We start from the raw sequence: 19,747 nt of genomic DNA on the forward strand, positions 1-19,747 counted from the left end.
AGCGGTCTGAAGCTGCCGTTTAGGGTGCCTTCCGTCATTTGAGATCATTTCTGCCGGGTTGATGAACAGAAACGCCGTGGCGTGCCCTCGATCCACTGCGGAATAAGAAGCGCAGACGCCAGCGTAACAGCGCGAGGCGGCAGGATAGAGGATGATGAAAGATATGAGGGCTCATGGCCTAAAGAGGTGCGCCGCGACGGGATCGCTGGCGGCGGCCAGCCTGCTGATGTTGGGCGCGTCCACGCCGCAACCGCAGAGTTTCTCCTTCGCGCTGACCAACATCTATGTGGCGGCCTATGAGGATGAAAAGGCGTGCCGGGGCTTGTCGCTAAGCTCAGCCGACCTATTCCTGAAAAGCCTGCCTCCCGCTGAACGGGCGAAATACGAAGCGCCTGAAAAGGTACAGGAGCTGCACAAGCTGATGGGCGAGCGGCTCGGCTTCAAGATGGTGCCGACAGGCAAGGATTCCGGTTCTAACGGCAGCATGGCGCGCCTGACCGAGGCCGAGCAGCAGGCATTGCGGCAGAAATATAACATCCCGAAAGGCAAGGGAATTCCTGCCTTTCTAGGTACGCGGTTCGCCTATGACAGTTGCACCAATCCGGAAGATTTCCCGTTCATGGAAAAGGGGAATGAGGATTATCGCGGGCCTGTCGCCTATGGCATTGATCTCGATGGCCGCAATGGCAAGGAGGATTATGTCGGCCCGGACCAGCAGCCCGGGGTCGACAACCAGCTGATCCGGGCGGTTGGATGCACCTTTTCGACGCGCGACTTCGGTACGCCGAAGGTGGCGGATAATGTGATCACGTCCATGTCTTCGCCCACGCTCGTGGAAGTGAGCGGCATCGACCATCCAGCGAATGACGATGATGTGACGGTTCGCCTTTACGCCAGCGCCAGTCCGCTGGAGTTGTCAGGTGCGGGCAAGCCGTTGGCTTGGGCCAGCCTGGACGTCGATCAGGATCGCCGCTTCATGGCGCAAGCCAAGGGAAAGATTCGCGACGGCGAGTTGATCACCGAACCGTTTGACCTGCAGGTGCGGCTGCGCGAACAGATCATCGACAGCTATCGCGAACTGCGCCAGGCGCGCATCCAGGCGAAGATCAAGCCCGGCGAAGCGATCGAAGGTGGCATTTACGGCTATCACACGCTGGCCAGCATTGAGGATAACTATCATCAATCGACCCAGGTCGGCGCCAATCTGACACGCATGTCCTGCCCGGCGTTGATCAAGGCGGTGCGCCGCTATGCCGATGCCTATCCCGACCCCAAGACCAGACGCAACAGCGCCATCTCGTCCGCGCTGCGTTTCAAAGGCGTGCCCGTCTTTCTGATCAAGCCGCAGCAGGTGGCGTCAGGGAGGCAACCATGATTTGTCCGCTAAATTCTTCACGTGTTCTTCGCGCTTTGTCCGCTGTCACCGCGCTCGGATCGATAGGCGCCATATTGTTGGCGGCAAGTGCCGGACATGCCGATGCGCCATTGGAACACGCAGTTCAGCAGCAACAGCAGGCGCCCAAATTCCGGCGGCTGACTGAAGCGCAATATCGCGCCACCATCGCCGACATATTCGGACCCGATATCAAGGTCAGCGGCCGGTTCGAGCCTGACATGCGGGTCGGAGGCCTGCTGGCGGCGGGTACAAGTGCGGTGTCGTTGACGCCCGCGGGGGCCGAGCAATATGAGCAGATCGCACGGGGCATCGCTGAACAGGTGGTCGACGCGAAGCATCGCGACAAGCTGGTCGGATGCGCGCCCCAGCCGTCCGATCCCCAAGGCGCGGCTTGTGCAGAGGGCTTTTTCAAGCGGGTAGGTCTGCGGATATACAGGAGGCCGCTGACGGAAGGTGAGGTGAAGCTTGCCATTGCCCAGACCGTGGCGGCGTCAGCGACCCTCAAGGACTTCCACGGCGGCCTTGCGATCATGCTCACGGCAATGCTGTCGGATTTGCCTTTCCTGTTCCAGACGGACCGGGAGGTTGCGGACCCTCGCGCCCCGGGAGGCCGCACGATCGACGCCTGGTCGCGGGCCAGCAAGCTCAGCTATTTCCTGTGGAACAGCACGCCGGACGAGCAACTTCTGCAAGCTGCAGCCGACGGTAGCCTGATGACGCAGGCGGGTCTCTCGGCCCAGGTCGACCGGCTTATGGCTTCGCCCCGGTTCGAAACGGGCGTGCGGTCCTTCTTCGACGATTTTCTGCAACTGGAAGGCATGATGTCGCTGTCAAAGGACGGCATCATCTATCCGGCTTTCCGCTCCTCCGCCGCGCCTGCTGCCCGCGAACAAACGTTGCGCACCATCACAACGCTGCTGGTGGCGGAAAATGGCGATTATCGTGACCTGTTCACCACGCGGCGTGTGGCGATGAACCGGCAGCTGAGTCCTCTCTACCGCATGCCTCATGGACCACGCGATTGGTCGATGGTCACGCTGCCGGATGATGATCCGCGCGTGGGCGTGCTGACACAGATCAGCTTCCTGGCGCTCCATTCGCACGAGGGCCGATCTTCGCCCACGTTGCGCGGCAAGGCGGTGCGGGAGGTACTGATGTGCGAGCATGTTCCGGCCCCGCCCGCCAATGTGAACTTCACCATCGTTCAGGACACAAGCAATCCCGCCTTCCGCACCACGCGCGAGCGGCTGAAGGCGCATCTGGATGATGAGGAATGCGCCAGCTGCCACAAGCTGACCGATCCCATGGGACTGACGCTCGATAGCTTCGATGGCGCTGGGCAGTTCCGGGCGACAGAAAATGGCGTGCCGATCGACACCACCGGCATGCTGGACAAGATCGCGTTCAATGACAGCGCGGGGCTCGGCAAGGCATTGCACGACAACCCAAAGGTGACGCAGTGCCTCACACAATCGGCATGGCGCTATGCCGCTGGCCGAGCCTTGTTGCCGTTCGAGGAAACAGTCACAAACCGGCTGCATGAGGATTTCGCCCGGACCGGATATCGCATCCGCTCGCTATTCCGGCGGATCGCCATAGATCCCCAATTCTTCGCCGTCCGGTCGCCTGCGGCGCCCCGTGTCGCGAGCAAGCCATCGTCAGGAAGGAAAGGCTGATGACGTCTTTGAACAGGCGCGGATTTCTGCTGCGCGGCATGTTGGGCGGGGGAGCGGTTGCCGTGGGGCTGCCATTCCTCGACTATTTCCTCGACAATAACGGCGCGGCTTTTGCCGCAACCTATGGCGGCGGCCGCCTGCCGGTGCGTTTCGGCACTTGGTTTTGGGGATGCGGGATGATCCCGGATCGCTGGAATCCCAAGATGGGGGGAGCCAATTACGACCTGCCGCCCGAACTCGCACCGATCAAGCCGGTGCAGGACAAGGTGTCGGTACTCTCCGGCTTCAGCGTCACGCTGGGCGGCAAGAGCAACCAGCCTCACATCTCCGGCAACGTTGGGCTGCGCACCGGTACGCCCAGCGATACCTGGCAGCAGATCGCGGGTCCGACCTTCGACGTCAGTATTGCCGACGCCATTGGCGCAGGCACGCTGTTCCGCAGCCTGGAACTGAGCGCGGACGGCAACCCGCGCACCAGCTTTTCCTATCGCAGCGGGACGGAGATGAACCCCAGCGTCGCGTCGCCGATGGAACTCTACCGCCGGATCTTCGGCGCTGATTTCCGTGACCCCAACGCGGCGGAGTTCACGCCCGATCCCAAGGTCATGGCCCGGCGCAGCGTCCTTTCCGCCGTCACTGAGGAGCGCCGCCGCATGCTGGGCAAGCTGGGTGCTGAGGACAAGGCCCGCGTCGACAGCTACTTTACTTCCATTCGTGAGGTCGAGAACAAGCTGGCGCTGCAATTGGAAAAACCGCCCCGCGCAGAGGCCTGCGTCGTTCCGGCGCAGCCCGAGGACATTGCCGCCAGCACCGATGTTCCGGCCCGCCAGAAATCCCACAAGCTGATGGCGGAAATGCTGGCGATGGCGATGGCATGCAACCAGACCAAAGTGTTCAACATGGTGTTTTCGACCGCCACCGCCGATCTGCGGCAGGCTGGATCGCCAACCGCCTATCATCAGGCGACGCATGAGGAGCAGGTGGATCGCGCCAAAGGCTATCAGCCCACAGTCGATGAATTTTCGACGCAAAGCATGCAGGCATGGGCGGATTTTGTTGCGGCCATGGCAGCAATCAAGGAGGGCGACGGCACCTTGCTCGACAATATGCTGGTGGTCGCCCATTCCGAGGTCAGCTATGCCAAGAATCATGATGTGAACGGCATTCCCGTGATGCTTGCCGGCCGGGCAGGGGGCAAGGTGAAGAGCGGCATTCATGTCGCCAGCCAGGGCGATCCCATTTCCCGCATCGGGCTGACCATGCAGCAGGTGATGGGCGTTCCCGTCGATGCATGGGGCACAGAAGCGATGCGAACCTCGCGCACTTTGTCGGAGATCATGGCGTGAAAAGGGTTGCCCTGATCCTCCTGTCCCTGCTGTTGGCATCCCCCGGCCTGGCGCAACAGGCAAATCCAGCGACGGCATCAGGTTTCAGCTTCCTTTCGCTGGAAGTGGCGGACATGGCGCGTGCAAAGTCCTTCTATGTCAATGGATTGGGCATGAAATCGGTTTTCACCGTCAGCAAACCGGGTGACCCCGCGGAAAAGATCGCCTTCAACTTTTCAGGTGATCCCAGGTCCAGCGAACCGCTGTTGATCCTGATCCATCATGAAAAGCCGGATGCGACGCAGAACCGTTCGACCGGCGCGAAAGTCGGTATTCGGGTCAGTGACAGCCGCGCGGTGGCCCTACGGCTGCAAAAGGCAGGATTTCCCGTGATCAGGATCGCTGCCGCGGATGAAAAGGGACCGGTGATCAACAGTGTGGTGCGGGACCCCGATGGAGTGATTGTGGAATTGGTGGAGTTGCGGACCAGGTAGGACCGCTTTGGCCTGCCAGCGTCTGACCTATCCAGTTTTGGCTTGCGCTAGCCTGCGGCGAAATTCGGTTGGTGCCATCCCGGTCCAGCCACGAAATGCCCGGCGCAACGCATCGGAATCACATAGATCCAGCCGCTCTGCGATGTCTTCGATCGACATGCGGCTGTTGGTGAGCATGTCGATGGCCATTTCATGGCGCAGTTCATCCCGGATTGCCCGGAATGATGTTCCTGCGCTGTGCAACCTGCGCCGCAACGTCATCGGTGCCATGGCAAGGTGCCGCGCCAATTCTTCAAGCGAGGGCAGCTTGCGCCGATCGCGCAGAGCCAGCGCCATGACGTGGCGCGACCGGCGCACGATCTCCAACGGATCTTCGCCGACCCTCAACCCGAACAGAAAGTTAAGCGTCGGCAACGCTTCGCAATCCGACATGGTGCGAATGACCGGCTGGTCAAGCATGGACGCGGCAAAACGCATTTCCAGCTGATCCGCGCCCAGTAGCAAGTTGAATGGGAGCAGTTCGACGTCCAGGTATCGCACGGCAGACTCGGGAAAGTCGAGCGCAACTATGCCCTCCAGAGGCTTACCGATGAGCCAGCTGAAGATTGAATGGAACATCAACTGGCCATGCAGCGTCACGATGAAATCCATCTCTTCATCGCCGCTGCGCGCGCCGGTGTAGGACAGTACAGCTTTTCCGCCGCTACGCTTCAACGTCATGCTGCCCATCCGCCCGTCAATCGCCAGCAGCAATTCCTCGGTGCGCATGATCGCCTCACGCAAGGTGCGGCTGCCAACGAGGCAGTAGAAAAGCAGTCGCCAATCGCCGCCCCGGAAAGGCGGTCGTCCAGCGGCTGCGGCCTGCATGTCCGACAGTTCCACGCTGGCGCGCGACGATAGTTTTTGCAGATCCGCGATATCCAGTTCGGGGAGCGTGCTGACGAGAAATCGCTCCAGCGGTTCGTAAAAACCATTGGTCCGCAACACACCGGCAGCGTTGCCCCTACGCCCGGCAATCAATTTTAACAGCCGCGCCACAATATGACGCCCCGGTTGTCCCATGTTCGTGGACAGCAGGCTACCACCTTCAGCGGCACTTATTGCAGTTTGGGACGGAAACTCGTGCACCCCATTACCATCCATCATCCTATGTCGCGGTTTAAGACAACGAGTTGGTGACACTAAGTCAATGGCATCGACGATCCCCGTCATCCCACATCATGGGATAAGTGAAGGATGCATTTGATCTCGCCCACGCTCCTGGTGTGAGGATGGTGCGCATCTTAAAGGGGGCGTAGCGCCTGGATAGTTCCAGGCGCTACTGCGCCAGCTATCAGCATTGTTCCACATGGTGGGATGCATGCTTATGGCGCGCAAACCCTTCCTCTAAGATGTTCGCTGCCCAGCAACGAATAATCGTCATCAAAATGGAGGGGACTATGAAAGGTCGAAGGGGTCATCATCTCATCAGCTTGTTGAGCTGTGCCTGCGGGCTGGCCATCGCCAGCGGCGCAGCGGCGCAACAAGTGGAGCAGGGCGCGGAAGAACCGAACGCTGCGGAAATCATCGTAACTGCCACACGCCGCGCGGAAACGCTGCAGGAAACGCCAGTCGCAGTCGATGTCGTATCAGGACAGGAAGTCGCCAAGCTTAACCTGTTCGATGTTAAGGAAATCCAGAACGTCGTTCCGGGCCTAACCCTCGAGAATGGCGACGGCCGAAGCAATATCGCCACTTTGCGCGGCATCTCGTTCAATCCGGATAGCGGATCGAGTGACGCAGTTCAGGTCTATTTCAACGAAATCGACGTAGATCCCAACACCTTCTTCAGCGCCATTTACGACATCGGCCAGATCCAGGTTCTGCGCGGACCGCAGGGCCTGTTCCGTGGCAAGGTGTCGCCTGCAGGCTCGATCGTCATCGGCTCCGCTCGCCCGGACCTGGTCAAGCCGACCGGCTATGCACAGGCGGCAGCCAGCGACCTGCATGCATACAATTTCCAGGGAGCGGCGTCTGTGCCGATCATCCAGGACAGCCTCGCTGTGCGCGGCGCGCTTCTATATGACCGCAACCGTGCCGGTCAGGTGAAGAATGTCGACGGACGTAAATCCTACAACGAAACGATGAGCGGACGTATTTCGCTTGCGTGGCAACCGTCGTCAGAATTCCGTGCCGACCTGGTCTACCAATATCTCTGGACAGACACGCGTCCGTTCCGTGCCGTGTTCGGCCCCGGCAACCAGCCGAGCCCGAACAGCTTCTTCCCCCTGCGGAGCGGTCCCGCAATCAGCCTGAACGATCGCTTGGCAGTGAGCGAAGGCGCGTTGCGGTTTACCAATGAAACGCATCTCGTCACTCTCAATACCAACTATGACTTTGGTTGGGGCGAACTGGTTTTCAACGGGGGCTATCAAAAGACCCGTCTGGAACAGCAGCGAGATCAGGACGAGGGCAATGCGGTCCCCGGCTATCAGCTGAACCAGCATGTTCACACCCCCTATGATCTCTGGACCGCGGAAGTCCGTCTTCAGTCGCCGAGCGATTCGCGCCTGAATTGGGCGATTGCGGCCAACTATGATTATTCAAAGTTCAATGACGTCCGCGTAAACCAGAGTAACGACGTCTTTTTCACCGATCCATTCGGGGGCATCTTTCCTGGCATGACTGGGCCCGGTCCTGTTCCACCGCAGATTTTCACGGTCCCTGTGGATGTTGCAGTCACCCTTCCTATCCTAAGTAAGTCCTATGCAGTGTCGGCATTGCTCGGTTATGAGGTGGTTGACGGCCTGACGATCACTGGCGGCTTGCGCCAGACGTGGGGCACGACAACTCGGACGCAGACGACTACCCTCGTAATTGATGGGGGCGCACCTACATCTTCGGTAAAGCCCAGCGTGGTAAAGCCGAGTGCTCTCACCGGTGGCGCGGCGATCAGTTGGGCCGTCAATCCCGATCTTAACCTCTATGCTAACTACGGCCGGTCTTTCCGTCCCGGCGTGGCAGCGACCGGCGTTACTACCGATCTAGACCAGAAATATCTTCAAACCCCTGACGAGACTTCGGACGGCTTTGAAATCGGCTTAAAATCAAGCTTGTTCAACCGGAAAGTAACACTGAATATCGCAGCCTTCTATCAGACGTTTAAAAACTATGTTGATTTCGCGCCGGATCTGAGGACCAACTCTTCACGCGTTCCCGGTCGCACCGATACAGCGACTGCACCGCTGCCGACATTTGGTGATGCGATCAGCAAGGGCGTTGAAGTTCAGCTAGGCTTCCAACCTTCTGAATGGGTGGATTTTAACGTAAACGCTACTTACGCGGACGCTCACTACGATAACGCCAAACTATATTGTAACGATTATAATGGTGACGGCGTGCCGGACTCCATTGGTACGCCCAGCGTTCCTGGAACTGAGCAGGTAGCTGTTTGCACCCGCAACGATCGTATCGCGGATGTTCCAAAATTCAGCCTGACCAGCAATGGTGAAGTTCGCTTCGCCATGGGTTCTCTGACCCCATTTGTTCGGGGGCTGCTCTCGTATCGGCCTGGTTTCAGGTCGCAGAATAGCGACTATACATATCGGGACTTCACTAAGATCGATCTTTTTGTCGGCCTGCGTGGTGAAGATCGTTGGGAGTTCAACCTGTTTGTGAAGAACCTCCTCGACCAAACCCGTGCCCAGCGCGTGTCCCAAGGTAACTTCCAAGTCGGAACGCGCTCGCTGCCCGTGTTTGAAGCCCTTGATCCGATCCCATTCGATTCCGGCTATCGTTTGGCGAACATAACGGCGCCACGCGAATTCGGCGCCACACTGCGCTTCAACTGGTAATTGATCGGCCGGGGATCTGCGAACTGATCCCCGGCCATCAACATGACTTCTTGGATAGTCGCGGCTGGCTGGCGGTTTTGCCGCCCTGACTACAACTTCGTTGAGATTGGGCAGCCTGTCCATTGCGGCCATCAGTGATACAAGGCGATCGCTGCTGCCGGGCACGTGCTGGTCATGTAGCTGCCTTTAGGAGAACCTACACCCGGAAGCTGCAGGTGTGCCTTGGAAACAGCAGATTCAGCGGTGAGCGACCAAGGTCGGTCGGTGCTGACACATGTCTGCGCGTTGATGCGATTGTCGGAGTATGGCATCTATCATCTGACAGAGAGTTCCGGTGAACGAATAGCGCCGTTCCCCGTTCATAGGCGATGACCGAGGACGTATGGGCTCCTGACCCTTATATTGTGGCGCTGACGTTATCAGGTTTTCTGATCGCCCTAGTTGCCTGGCTCCCGCTCGCACTCAAGCGTCTGCCGCTGTCACTGCCGATCGTTTGCATAGGCATCGGCATAGTTATCTTCTCGCTGCCAAAGGTGGGATTTCGGCCATCGCCACTCGCATATCCGGAGGTCACGGAGCGGTTTACCGAGTTCGTGGTGATCATCGCACTGATGGGCGCGGGGCTGAAACTTGATCGGCTCTTTGACTTTCGGCGATGGAAGGTAACCTGGCGTCTGCTGGCGATCACCATGCCACTCAGCATCCTGGCAATAACCTTGGTGGCCGGGTGGGTGCTCGGGTTGCCTTGGGCAGTGGCCTTGCTCCTGGCTGCAGCGCTTGCTCCCACCGATCCGGTCCTGGCGTCGGATGTCCAGGTCGGACCTCCGAAAAGTGGTGAGGAGGATGAGGTCAGGTTCGGCCTCACGTCCGAAGCCGGCCTGAACGATGGGCTGGCCTTTCCCTTCGTCCATCTGGCGATCGCCCTGACGGCCGCTGCGGCAACGGGTGAACCCTGGGCTGCCAGATGGCTCACCTATAACGTGATCTGGGAAGTCGCAGCGGGCGTTGGCGGGGGCTGGCTGATTGGCCGCTTGTTCGGTTGGCTCACCTTCCGCGTGCCTGCAGAAACGAAGCTAGCCAAAACAGGGGATGGCCTCATAGCCATTTCCGCCACGTTCCTGTCATACGGTTTGACCGAGTTGATCCATAGCTACGGCTTTCTCGCGGTGTTCGTCACGGCGCTTACCTTCCGGCATGCCCATCGTGACCATGACTTCCATCACGACATGCACGATATCACTGAGCAGATTGAGCGTATTGCGATGATGGTCCTGCTTCTACTGTTCGGCGGTGCGTTGGTTAACGGATTGCTGGCGCCGCTACAGTGGATCGACTATTTGGCAGCTGCTGTCATCCTCCTTGTCATCAGGCCAATAGCGGGCCTCATAGGTCTTGCCGGATTTGCGGCTGCTCGGGCAGAGAAGCTCACCCTCGCTTTCTTCGGAATACGGGGCGTGGGGTCATTCTACTATCTGGCCTATGGATTGAACCATTCCGACATCGCTGTAGGGGAGCGGCTTTGGGCGATCGTCGGTCTTGTCGTACTTGGATCGATCCTGTTGCATGGGCTCACGGTAACGCCGATCATGCGGGCTCTTGATCGTCAGCATGGACGCAATCCTGACACGGGCGACAAGATGCGCGATGCCGCCTAGACATTCAAATTGCTTCACGTCCCGTTACCTTCACCGGCGATCGTGTGGTGAAGATACATGTGCAACTTGGCATTTCGTAGATCATTGGTTTAATTATCTCTCCCTTATAGCGAAACTCCAATTGGCTCTCAGCCTTGTAGATGGATGCCTCGCGGTTCGCTTGCGTCGAACCGCCGCGCGGTGGCCCCGCAATGCCCTGGCGTGAGAGGGGCAGTTCTACTTCGGCGTCGTTAAACAAACCCTTTATCGTCTTAGCACCACCAGGAGTATGCGCTCTTCGGCGGTCAACGCTATGCCTGCGCGCGACCGTTCCATTAGGGTGCCACCGATCGATTGTTCCAGCTGGGCGATCGCGATCGACACAGACGGTTGTCAATTAATGAGCAGCCGAACGCCGCCGCTGATCGAATGTGCGCGGTATGTGGCCACGAAGGTTTGAGGACGCGAGCGTCAATAATGCTTGGCGTCTTGCTCTCCAATACAGAAAATCCCTTAAAGCCGCTACTTCGATACGTATTAAATCGTCGTACAGATCCTCGTGCAGCACCCATGTCTCTCGCGATCATTCCGATCGAATCTTGGTGAATAACGCTGTGAATTCGCGTCGCGGCCGAAAATTAATAAGAGGCCTGCGAGCAGACTTCGTCAGCGTTCACCGTGCAGCAGATCAACAGACCCTTCATCCTAACATCATCGGACCAGCGCCTCCTTGTGCAAGTAAGGCTCCGCCGCCTGTTAGCGGCTGAGCCTTACTTTTCACCTGCAAAAGTAGAACCGCTATAAGCCGGTCATCACGCCATCAGTCCGACCCGCCGAACTTGTAACGCGCGCGCAGGCCGAACATTCGCGGTTCGCCATACATCTGCGTCCAGGCACCGATCGTCTGGTATGTGCCGGTATTGGTGATCGCATAAAGCTTGTTGGTCAGGTTGGTCGCAAACAGCGACAGGTCCAGCCCGCTGGCAAGAGCATTCTTCCAGTCCAGGGTGGCGTTGAGCAAGCCGAATGCCGGCAGGCGCACACCTGGCTCGTTTGTGGTGCCGTCTGGGAATGTCTCCGTCGAGAAAGGCGCGGTTTCCTGCGCGTCCGTCCAGTTATAGCTGACGAACAGGCTGACGTTGCCGAACTTCTCGGAGGTCGGGATCGTGAAGCGACCGTAGACCGAGAGAATATTGGGAGACAGATATTGCAACGGGCGGCAGGTCATGTCTGCTCCGGCAAAAACCTTGGGCGACGTGATGGACTGAGCCGTGCAATCCCAGACACCCGAGTTCGAGTCGAACTTGAACGACTTGTAGTGGGAAGAGGTATGGCTGTAGTTCAAGCCGAGTTCTATTTCCCGAGTTGGCCGGATCATGGCCTCCACTTCCACACCCTTGATCACGGCCGAAGCAGTGCTGAGCGTGATCGCGCCGTTGCCGCCGGTGGCGTTGTTGCGGTCACCCGCAGCGCGCTGAATGTTCGAATAATCCAGATAGAAGCCGTTGACGTTAAACCGCGTGGCCATACCGCCGACCTCGAAGTCGGATTTGAAGCCTGCTTCATAGTCGGTGAGATATTCCGGCCCGAAGGTCCGGGTGTTCGGGAACACTGCATAGGCGTTGAAGCCGCCTGCCTTGTAGCCCTTGGTCACCTTCGCATAGAGCATCAGGTCGTCATTCGGCCGATAATCGATGCCCACTGTCCAGTTCGGCGCCGAGCTTTTGAGGTTGCCGGTAAACCGGCAATCAGTGAGCGGCGTCGTTGTGAACTGCGATTTCCAGGAGCACAGGTTGATCACGGCACCCCCGCCCACCGGGATCGCCGACCAGGAAGCCGTAAAGCCCTCCACATGATCCCAGGTATAGCGATAACCACCAGTCAGCCGAACACGATCCAGCGCGGGCACGAACGCTCCAAGATCAAGGCTCGCCTGAGCATAGAGCGCCTTTGATTCATTGGTCACCCCAACTTGGCTGGTGCCCAGCGCGCAGCCAGCCTCGGTCTTGTTACTACACACGTTGATGGAGAAGGACTCCATCAGGCCTGCAGGGGACTGTTTGAAGTAGAAGCCACCTACGGTATAAGTAAGCTTGTTGTCCAGGGCATTGCCCTGCAACTGCAGTTCTTCCGTGAACAGCTTGTAGTGATCACGCGGAGACCGGCGACTTTCAACCGTCGTGCCAGTGTTATAGATCGGCGCGATCGTGCCGTCCTGATCGTTCGAGTAATAGGATTTAAAACGAGCATAGCTGATGATGTTGCGTATTTTTATGTTGTCAGTCGCATCAAAATCAGTGGTGTTCGTGATCCCCCAAGTCACTGTCTTGGCGAAATCATCCACGCCATGAGCAGTCTTCCGGGGGCCAAGCTCATTGGCCTGCGCTATCAGATCGGTGTAGTAATTGCAGTTCCCGGCGGAACGACAGAAATCGAATGACGGCACAAAGCTGTCAAGCGCCTGAAAATAGCCCGTGTTGAACCCCTTGGCGATTGATCCCGAACCGTTTGTCCGGGAATAGCCGTAATAAGCCATCGTATAGTTCTGAAGAGTTTCGGTCGGGGTCAACAACAGGCCTAAGCGAGCCATGCGCCAGTGCGTGTCGTCGCGATCCTTGCGCCAATTAACGTCGTAGGTGAAACCGTCACGGTCGCGCGTTGCACCGACCAGGCGAATGCTCACCTTGTCCGTAACCGGCACGTTGAGCATGGCTTCCAGTTCGGTCATATTATAGTTACCGACGCCACCGCCGATATAGCCCTCAAGCCGATCCGTCGGCTTGGCCGGAGTAAGCAGGATCGCGCCACCAGTAGTGTTACGGCCGAACAAAGTGCCCTGCGCACCCGACAAGACCTGCACGCTCTGAAGATCGACGAAGTTACCTGGGCCACCTTGGTTCGACAGTGTGTAGCCGGATGGCAGCGGTACTTCGTTCATGTACACGACAACTGCGGGCGAACCCTGAAACGATGCCGACTGACCTCGAATGGAAGGTGACATGACGTCGCGTGACGCCTGACCATTGGGCGCGATGACCAACGACGGCACCGATGCCTGCATGTCTTGAAGGCTTGTGACGCCGCGCTCCCGCAGCCCTTCACCTGAAACCGCTGTAATGGTGATTGGAACATCCTGCGCACGTTCCTCACGCCGCTGGGCGGTTACGACAATCTCGTCGATCGCAGTTTGGGCAGCCGCGATATCAGGCGCGATCACCGCACCCGCAGCAACACCTGCAAGTAACAGCCGACCCGCATGTCGTCTAAACGCTAGGAATTCAACCCCCATGTCATCCTCTCCCTTATCTTCTCGTGCGAGAACCATTGAATATTGGAAGAAAACAAAGAAGATTGCCGCCAACAACGCACAGCCATCATAATGCCGACCTTAGGGTCGCTGAATTCACTGAGACGTATGATATGGTAGAGCGTTTTCACTCCGACCCTCTCCAACCTGTTTATTCTTTCCGAATATTTTTAATCTACATACCACTAGGATATATGACCTGCAATGGCCATTTATCAGCTATGACAACTTCTCCGACATGAACATTATACGTTATCAACTTATTTAAGGTCTTGCCCCCGATGACCCGACATCGACACGAGCAGCATCGATACGACCACTCCTGACCTTTACTGTCACTGCTGGATCATGATCCGAAGCACAGCAGATGAACAGGTCACGCCCATCCATTCCGCCCAGCATACAGGCATATGGTCGAGCGCCCTCCATCGGTATCTGTGTCAAGATCTCGCCACCTTCGCGCACGCGTATGACAGAGTTCGCGAGGGCAACTGCCACCCAGACGCAGCCTTCCGCATCGAGGCAGATGCCATCTGGTGCATAGCCGCCCAAGTCAGCAAATACCCGCCGATTGGAGAGCCGCCCTTCCTCATCTATGTCAAAAGCTGTCAGGCGAAACGCGAATGTTTCGGCAACGATGAATGTTCGACCATCTGGTGTGATAACGCTGCCGTTCGGGCAATGCAGGTGATCCGCCGCGACTGTAACCATCCCCTCGTCCGCAACCGCAGCGATACATGTTGACCGGGGCGCTTCACCATTGAAATAATCAAATCCGACATTGCCTACGTAGGCGCGGCCCAGATGATCAACGACCATGTCGTTGCTCTGCCCCGAGTGAATGTCCGCCAATTCGGCATGCACCACTAATTGCGCATCCGATCGCCTGCGGTAAAGCCTGCGCTCGTCCATCGACACGACGAGCAGGTCGCCATTCGGCAGCCACCCCATGCCCGACGGCCCGCCCGGCACATCGAAATGCTCGTGAATACTACCATCAGGCTCAAGGACGTACACGGTTCCGCCATGCTGGTCGGCGAACCACAGACGCCCTTCATGCCAACGCGGCCCCTCCGGAAAGGCAAAACCGCGCGCAATGGTTCGGATCATAGGTGCCTTAACGCCGACTGCGGTGAGTTCTTCGGCGAAACCCAAGCTCTTACCTCCCCACTGTCTGCGCTTATTTTGCGCCTTTCCTCCATGTTTACGCACATTGAAACCTCCTGACAAGGGGAGTCTGTCGTTTTGCGGAATGGTAATGCGCTCGAGGCATGCAAATCTTCGCCAATGACCCAATATCTTGGCGCACGCGTAACCAGCCGGTGACCCTGATGCGAATTTTTGCGGCACTAAGATTGCAGCTATTCCAACGCACTATCGTCCGCTGTCACTTCATTGGCATCCCTTACCCGATCACTCCGTTCATCTTAGTTCCCGGATGCGTACGAGGAACTCCTCAAAGTCATGGGGCTGTTCTTTACCTCTGCATAATGCGCATCCATTCAGCTACCAGCACGTCAACCAACAGATATCGCACGCTCCGCGACGAAATCGGGTTCCTGGCAAGATTGCACGCGTCGCGCGGCTTTACATGTTGTTAATCCGCAGAAAAATTTGATCCAAAGCCGACCTCCGCGAGCAGAAATGAAGCTCCCGAAAGCGGCTATTCATACCGGCACTCGGCGCGCCCGACCTCGCGAGAGTATCAGTGAACGCTCGCCGCAAAAGCTCCTATGCCTGTCTCTGCCCGCACCCGTTGGGCAGGATAGCCCGCCTTGTCGATCACAGCGCGCCGGGAACGATCGAATAGCGAGATCAGCCAAATTGCTATGAAGCCCGCAGGCACTGAAAAGATCGCTGCTGAACTATAGGGGAATGGCGCAGTTCCGAGATCGAAGGTGTTGGTCCACACTGCTGGTGAGAGCAGAGTAAGTACAAAAGCACTCAGCAATCCGATTGTGCCGCCACATGCAGCGCCGCGTGTAGTACATCCGCTCCAAAGCAACGAGAGAATAAGCACCGGAAAATTCCCTGAAGCTGCCAGCGCGAAGGCCAGGCTGACCATGAAAGCGACATTTTGCTTTTCGAACACCAGGCCCAACAGCACCGCCATTGCGCCAAGCGCCAGGGTGGTCAGACGTGACATGCGGAGTTCGTCTGCGGACGTAGCGTTGCCGTGTCTAAATACGGTGGCATAAAGATCATGGCTCACTGCCGAGGCTCCGGACAGCGTCAACCCGGCCACGACAGCTAGGATAGTCGCAAAGGCGACCGCTGAAATGAAGCCAAGAAAGGCGTTGCCGCCGATTGCGTGCGCGAGATGGATGGCGGCCATATTGCCGCCGCCCCGCAGCGCTCCTTCTGCGTCTAGATAACTGGGCTCAGTCCCTACGAGCACGATCGCGCCGAAGCCGATGATAAAGGTGAGGATATAGAAATAGCCTATCCAGCCCGTAGCCCAGAGCACGGATTTGCGCGCTTCCTTGGCGTCAGGAACGGTGAAGAAGCGCATGAGAATGTGAGGCAGTCCCGCAGTACCCAGCATCAGCGCCAGGCCAAATGAAATGGCAGAAACGGGATCCTTGATGAAGTTGCCCGGCGCCATGATCGAGCGGCCCTGCGCCGCAGCTTCAGCTCCGTCCACCCCCTTTGCTAGCGCGGCGCCTGCTTTCACCTCTACAGCGCGAGCAAAGAGGGCCTCAAATGAAAAGCCCATATGCGCCATGACCATGAACGCCATGAAGCTCGCCCCGCCGAGCAGCAGCACCGCCTTTATGATCTGGACCCACGTCGTGGCGCGCATACCTCCGAACAACACGTAGAGCATCATGAGGACGCCGACGATCTGCACTGCCAAGGCGTAGGGGAGACCGAACAGGAGCTTGATGAGCTGTCCGGCCCCGACCATCTGCGCAATCAGGTAGAAGCTGACAACCAGCAACGTGCTGATCGCGGCGAAACTGCGAACCGGCGCTTGGGCGAAGCGATAGGACGCCACATCAGCGAAGGTATATCGGCCCAGGTTCCGCAGCCGTTCCGCCATCAGGAAGAGCAGGATCGGCCAACCGACTAGGAAGCCTGTCGAGTAGATGAGGCCGTCATAGCCATCATTGAAAATCTGTGCCGAGATGCCGAGAAAAGAGGCGGCCGACATGTAGTCGCCAGCCATAGCCAAGCCGTTCTGAAAGCCCGTGATGCCACCGCCAGCCGTATAGAAATCCGACGCAGTGCGGTTCTCGCGGCGGCGGCTTTGGTAATCCAAAGTGTCAGCCCGACGAAGGCCACGAACATGGCAATCGCCACCCAGTTGATCGGCTGACGCTGAGCTTCCCCCTCGAGCGCCGCAGCGAATCCAGGTGCCGGCAGGAGGATCAACGGAAAAGTGAGGGCAGCCAAAGCAGCCTTCATGCGCCATGATCCTTCAGAATGTTCGCCATAGCTGCGTCAAAATGGCGATTGGCGTAGACGACGTAGGTGGCAGTCAGAGCGACGGCGAGCAAGATGACACCAAGGCCGACCGGAATACCAAGAGAAGTAACGCCTCCCGCAATGGGCGTTCCCAGCAGCGCCTTGTCGAACGCGATCAGCATCAAATATCCCAGGAAGGTAAGGAAGATTATTGCCGACAACCACCAGCCGAGCCGCGAGCGACGTCTTACCAACATCACATAGCGCGTGTCGGCTGTCATAGCCGAAATCAGCGCCGCTTCCTCTCCATCGGTCATTACCGCACCCCCCCTTTGTTGCGTGACGATAGGGTTGAAGCATGGGATTGCAAGCCCGACCCTTTGTCGCCATTCAACTGCTAATTTGTCGTTCTCAGGTCCAGTCGGCCCGCTTTTCTATTTGGGACGTTTTAATTCTGAAAACCAGAACGGCGATTTGCCACGCCTTTGGAAATTTGCTGGCACGCGATAGGCGAAGTAGCCGGGCATCTCACTTGAGGGTGTTAAACACACCCCCCATGTAGCCCTGCCAATCACCCTGCCTCGTTAATGGATTTCACCTCCCTTATCTTCGAATAGCTGTACAATGCCGCATGAAGTTTCTCGGGTGTGAAAGGCTTTTCCAAAATAGTGACCTCGAGGTCGTCCCGAAGCAGCTCTCGTGCATCTGCATAGCCGGTGATAATCATTGCGGCCAGTCCGGGAAGAATGCGCCGCACCTCCTTCACTAGCTGTGTGCCTGAGATTTTGGGCATGGCATAATCAGTAACAAGTATATCAAACTTGCCTATATCGCTGCGGATCATGTCCAAGGCAGACAATCCGTCTGCCACATCAGTCACCCGATGGCCCATATCCTCCAGCAGGGCCGCCGTTGTCGCACGCACAGCGTCATGATCATCGACCAGCAATATGCGCAGGGCCGTTTGCGGGCTACTTAGATCATCGTTAGACAGAAGGTTCGGTTCTGGCGTTCGCTCCAGCTGCGCCTCAGGCAACCATATCTCAACGCAGGTGCCGGCGCCGAATTGACTGTTCACCCGTACAGTGCCGCCGGATTGTTGTGCAAAGCCGTATACCATGCTGAGGCCCAACCCGGTTCCCTTCCCCACCGCCTTCGTGGTGAAGAACGGCTCCATTACCTGATCCAGCAAATGTGGCGCTATTCCGCAGCCGGTGTCGGTGACGGTAAAAGTGACGTACCTTCCGGCTGACAGGTCGCTCAGATCTTCATTTTCGATCACTTCTGCATTCCGGGCGCCGACCGTGATGATGCCGCCGTCGGGCATTGCATCACGGGCGTTGATGATCAGGTTCATCAGCGCCAATTCAAGCTGCGCGGCATCGGCGAACACATCAGCGGTGCCGTCCTGCACGTCCCATCTGAGTTCGACCAGGCCGCCCAAGGTATGATCGAGCAAGCTTGTCACGGATGTGGCAAGCTGATTGACGTCAATCACACCTGGCGCCAGCTTCTGGCGACGGGCAAAAGCGAGCAGATGCTTCACCAACTCTGCACCCTGTTCGGCAGCGTGACGCATCATGTTGATGATGCTCTTCTGCTTTTCGTCTAGCGCCACCCGCCTCTCGATCATTCCCAGACCGCCAAGCACCGCCGCCAGAAGATTGTTGAAGTCGTGCGCAATGCCGCCGGTCAACTGGCCGATGGCATCCATCTTACGGACCTGATTCAGCTGGACCTCCAAGTCCTTCCGTTCGGTGACATCAAAAAGCGTACCCGCATATTCAACCGGATTGCCGGAGGAGTCGCGAAGCAATACTGCCTGATCTATAAAGTGCCTGTACTGCCCATCGGCACACTGCCAGCGATATTCGACCGACATGGATCGCTCGGTGGGACGCTGTGCAACCGCTTCCAGAACGCGCTCGCGATCTTCCGGGTGGAGCCGGTCGACCCAAAGAGACGGGGAATGCTGAATTTCTTCAAAGTTGAAGCCCGTCACCGCCTTGAAATTGCCACTGACGAACTTGGGCATGCGCGGACTGACGTGGAGCTCCTCCAGATAGAGGATGATCGGCAAGGACTGAAGGATGGCTGCCTGGCGCTGCCCGATCAGGCGCAGTTCCTTTTCGGCGCGCAGCCGCTCAAGATTGGCTTGCAAGGCTGCGTCGAGCAGTGCCTGCTCCTTGCGGGCCTTGCGTTGCACTTCCTTATTCATGGTGAACAGGTCCACGAACACGGCAACCTTCGAGCGCAGCACGACGGGCTCGACGGGCTTGAACACATAGTCAACGGCACCGAGCGTATAGCCACGCAAGAGGTGCTCATTTTCCTTGTTCACGGCTGACAGGAAAACGATGGGCACTCGCTTTGTCTGCTCTCGCGACCGGATCATCTGGGCGGTCTCATACCCGTCCATTCCCGGCATGAACACGTCGAGTAGGATGACTGCAAAGTCACCCTTAAGAAGGTGGCGCAATGCTTCTTCGCCCGACTTCGCGACCACGACCTCTGCCAGATCCTCCAACACATGGGTGATCGCGAGCAGATTGCGTTCATCATCGTCCACCACCAGCACGCGCGCCAGGTCGGACGTCGGTCCTTGCATTTGGTCGCCAGCTTCGGCCCCGGGCGAAGCAATGGCAAAGTTTTCCCGCATGGAAGTAATCATCAC

13 protein-coding genes are annotated in these 19,747 nt (G+C 57.9%); 6 read left to right on the top strand and 7 right to left on the bottom strand.

Features of this window, described 5'->3' with window-relative positions; genetic code table 11:
• Positions 1 to 154: 154 nt before the first annotated feature.
• The 4 genes from ACYU8T_RS13775 to ACYU8T_RS13790 are packed head-to-tail and all read left to right on the top strand — an operon-like array spanning position 155 to position 4,891.
• The gene (locus ACYU8T_RS13775) at positions 155 to 1,375 is read left to right on the top strand and encodes a hypothetical protein (protein ID WP_461159919.1); all 1,221 of its coding nucleotides are present in this window, start codon (positions 155 to 157) and stop codon (positions 1,373 to 1,375) included.
• Positions 1,372 to 3,072 (top strand): DUF1592 domain-containing protein, encoded by a 1,701-nt coding sequence (locus ACYU8T_RS13780; RefSeq protein WP_461159920.1) that lies wholly within the window; start codon positions 1,372 to 1,374, stop codon positions 3,070 to 3,072. The genes ACYU8T_RS13775 and ACYU8T_RS13780 overlap by 4 nt, the downstream gene beginning before the upstream one ends.
• Positions 3,072 to 4,418 (top strand): DUF1552 domain-containing protein, encoded by a 1,347-nt coding sequence (locus ACYU8T_RS13785; RefSeq protein WP_461159921.1) that lies wholly within the window; start codon positions 3,072 to 3,074, stop codon positions 4,416 to 4,418. Before ACYU8T_RS13780 ends, ACYU8T_RS13785 begins: the two co-directional genes overlap by 1 nt.
• The gene (locus ACYU8T_RS13790) at positions 4,415 to 4,891 is read left to right on the top strand and encodes a VOC family protein (RefSeq protein WP_461159922.1); all 477 of its coding nucleotides are present in this window, start codon (positions 4,415 to 4,417) and stop codon (positions 4,889 to 4,891) included. The genes ACYU8T_RS13785 and ACYU8T_RS13790 overlap by 4 nt, the downstream gene beginning before the upstream one ends.
• A 27-nt stretch (positions 4,892 to 4,918) precedes the next feature.
• Here ACYU8T_RS13790 and ACYU8T_RS13795 read toward each other — a convergent pair whose 3' ends face one another.
• Positions 4,919 to 6,103: a helix-turn-helix domain-containing protein gene (locus ACYU8T_RS13795; RefSeq protein ID WP_461159923.1), complete on the bottom strand. Its 1,185-nt coding sequence runs from the start codon at positions 6,101 to 6,103 to the stop codon at positions 4,919 to 4,921.
• Between the two features lie 179 nt (positions 6,104 to 6,282).
• Here ACYU8T_RS13795 and ACYU8T_RS13800 point away from each other — a divergent pair, with 179 nt between their 5' ends.
• Together ACYU8T_RS13800 and ACYU8T_RS13805 are read left to right on the top strand one after the other, a co-directional pair.
• Positions 6,283 to 8,724, top strand: coding sequence for a TonB-dependent receptor (locus ACYU8T_RS13800; RefSeq protein WP_461159924.1), 2,442 nt, complete (start codon positions 6,283 to 6,285; stop codon positions 8,722 to 8,724).
• 368 nt (positions 8,725 to 9,092) lie between these two features.
• A complete protein-coding gene (locus ACYU8T_RS13805; RefSeq protein ID WP_461159925.1) occupies positions 9,093 to 10,379 on the top strand; it encodes a cation:proton antiporter in 1,287 nt (428 codons plus the stop codon).
• Between the two features lie 243 nt (positions 10,380 to 10,622).
• Here the strand turns inward: ACYU8T_RS13805 and ACYU8T_RS13810 are convergent, their stop codons facing one another.
• From ACYU8T_RS13810 to ACYU8T_RS13835, 6 genes are all read right to left on the bottom strand, one after another.
• The gene (locus ACYU8T_RS13810; RefSeq protein WP_461159926.1) at positions 10,623 to 10,742 is read right to left on the bottom strand and encodes a hypothetical protein; all 120 of its coding nucleotides are present in this window, start codon (positions 10,740 to 10,742) and stop codon (positions 10,623 to 10,625) included.
• 436 nt (positions 10,743 to 11,178) lie between these two features.
• On the bottom strand, positions 11,179 to 13,719 hold the full coding sequence (locus ACYU8T_RS13815) for a TonB-dependent receptor (RefSeq protein WP_461159927.1): 2,541 nt from the start codon (positions 13,717 to 13,719) through the stop codon (positions 11,179 to 11,181).
• Between the two features lie 210 nt (positions 13,720 to 13,929).
• Positions 13,930 to 14,820, bottom strand: a complete 891-nt coding sequence (locus tag ACYU8T_RS13820) for an SMP-30/gluconolactonase/LRE family protein (protein WP_461159928.1) — start codon at positions 14,818 to 14,820, stop codon at positions 13,930 to 13,932.
• A gap of 550 nt (positions 14,821 to 15,370) precedes the next feature.
• Positions 15,371 to 16,927: a cation acetate symporter gene (locus ACYU8T_RS13825; protein ID WP_461159929.1), complete on the bottom strand. Its 1,557-nt coding sequence runs from the start codon at positions 16,925 to 16,927 to the stop codon at positions 15,371 to 15,373.
• Between the two features lie 142 nt (positions 16,928 to 17,069).
• Complete coding sequence (locus tag ACYU8T_RS13830) at positions 17,070 to 17,390, bottom strand: DUF485 domain-containing protein (RefSeq protein ID WP_097093089.1); 321 nt, start codon at positions 17,388 to 17,390, stop codon at positions 17,070 to 17,072.
• A 254-nt stretch (positions 17,391 to 17,644) separates the two neighbouring features.
• Complete coding sequence (locus ACYU8T_RS13835) at positions 17,645 to 19,744, bottom strand: response regulator (protein WP_461160392.1); 2,100 nt, start codon at positions 19,742 to 19,744, stop codon at positions 17,645 to 17,647.
• Between the last annotated feature and the right edge of the window lie 3 nt (positions 19,745 to 19,747).

Source organism: Sphingobium sp. TomMM35A (genome assembly GCF_054771735.1).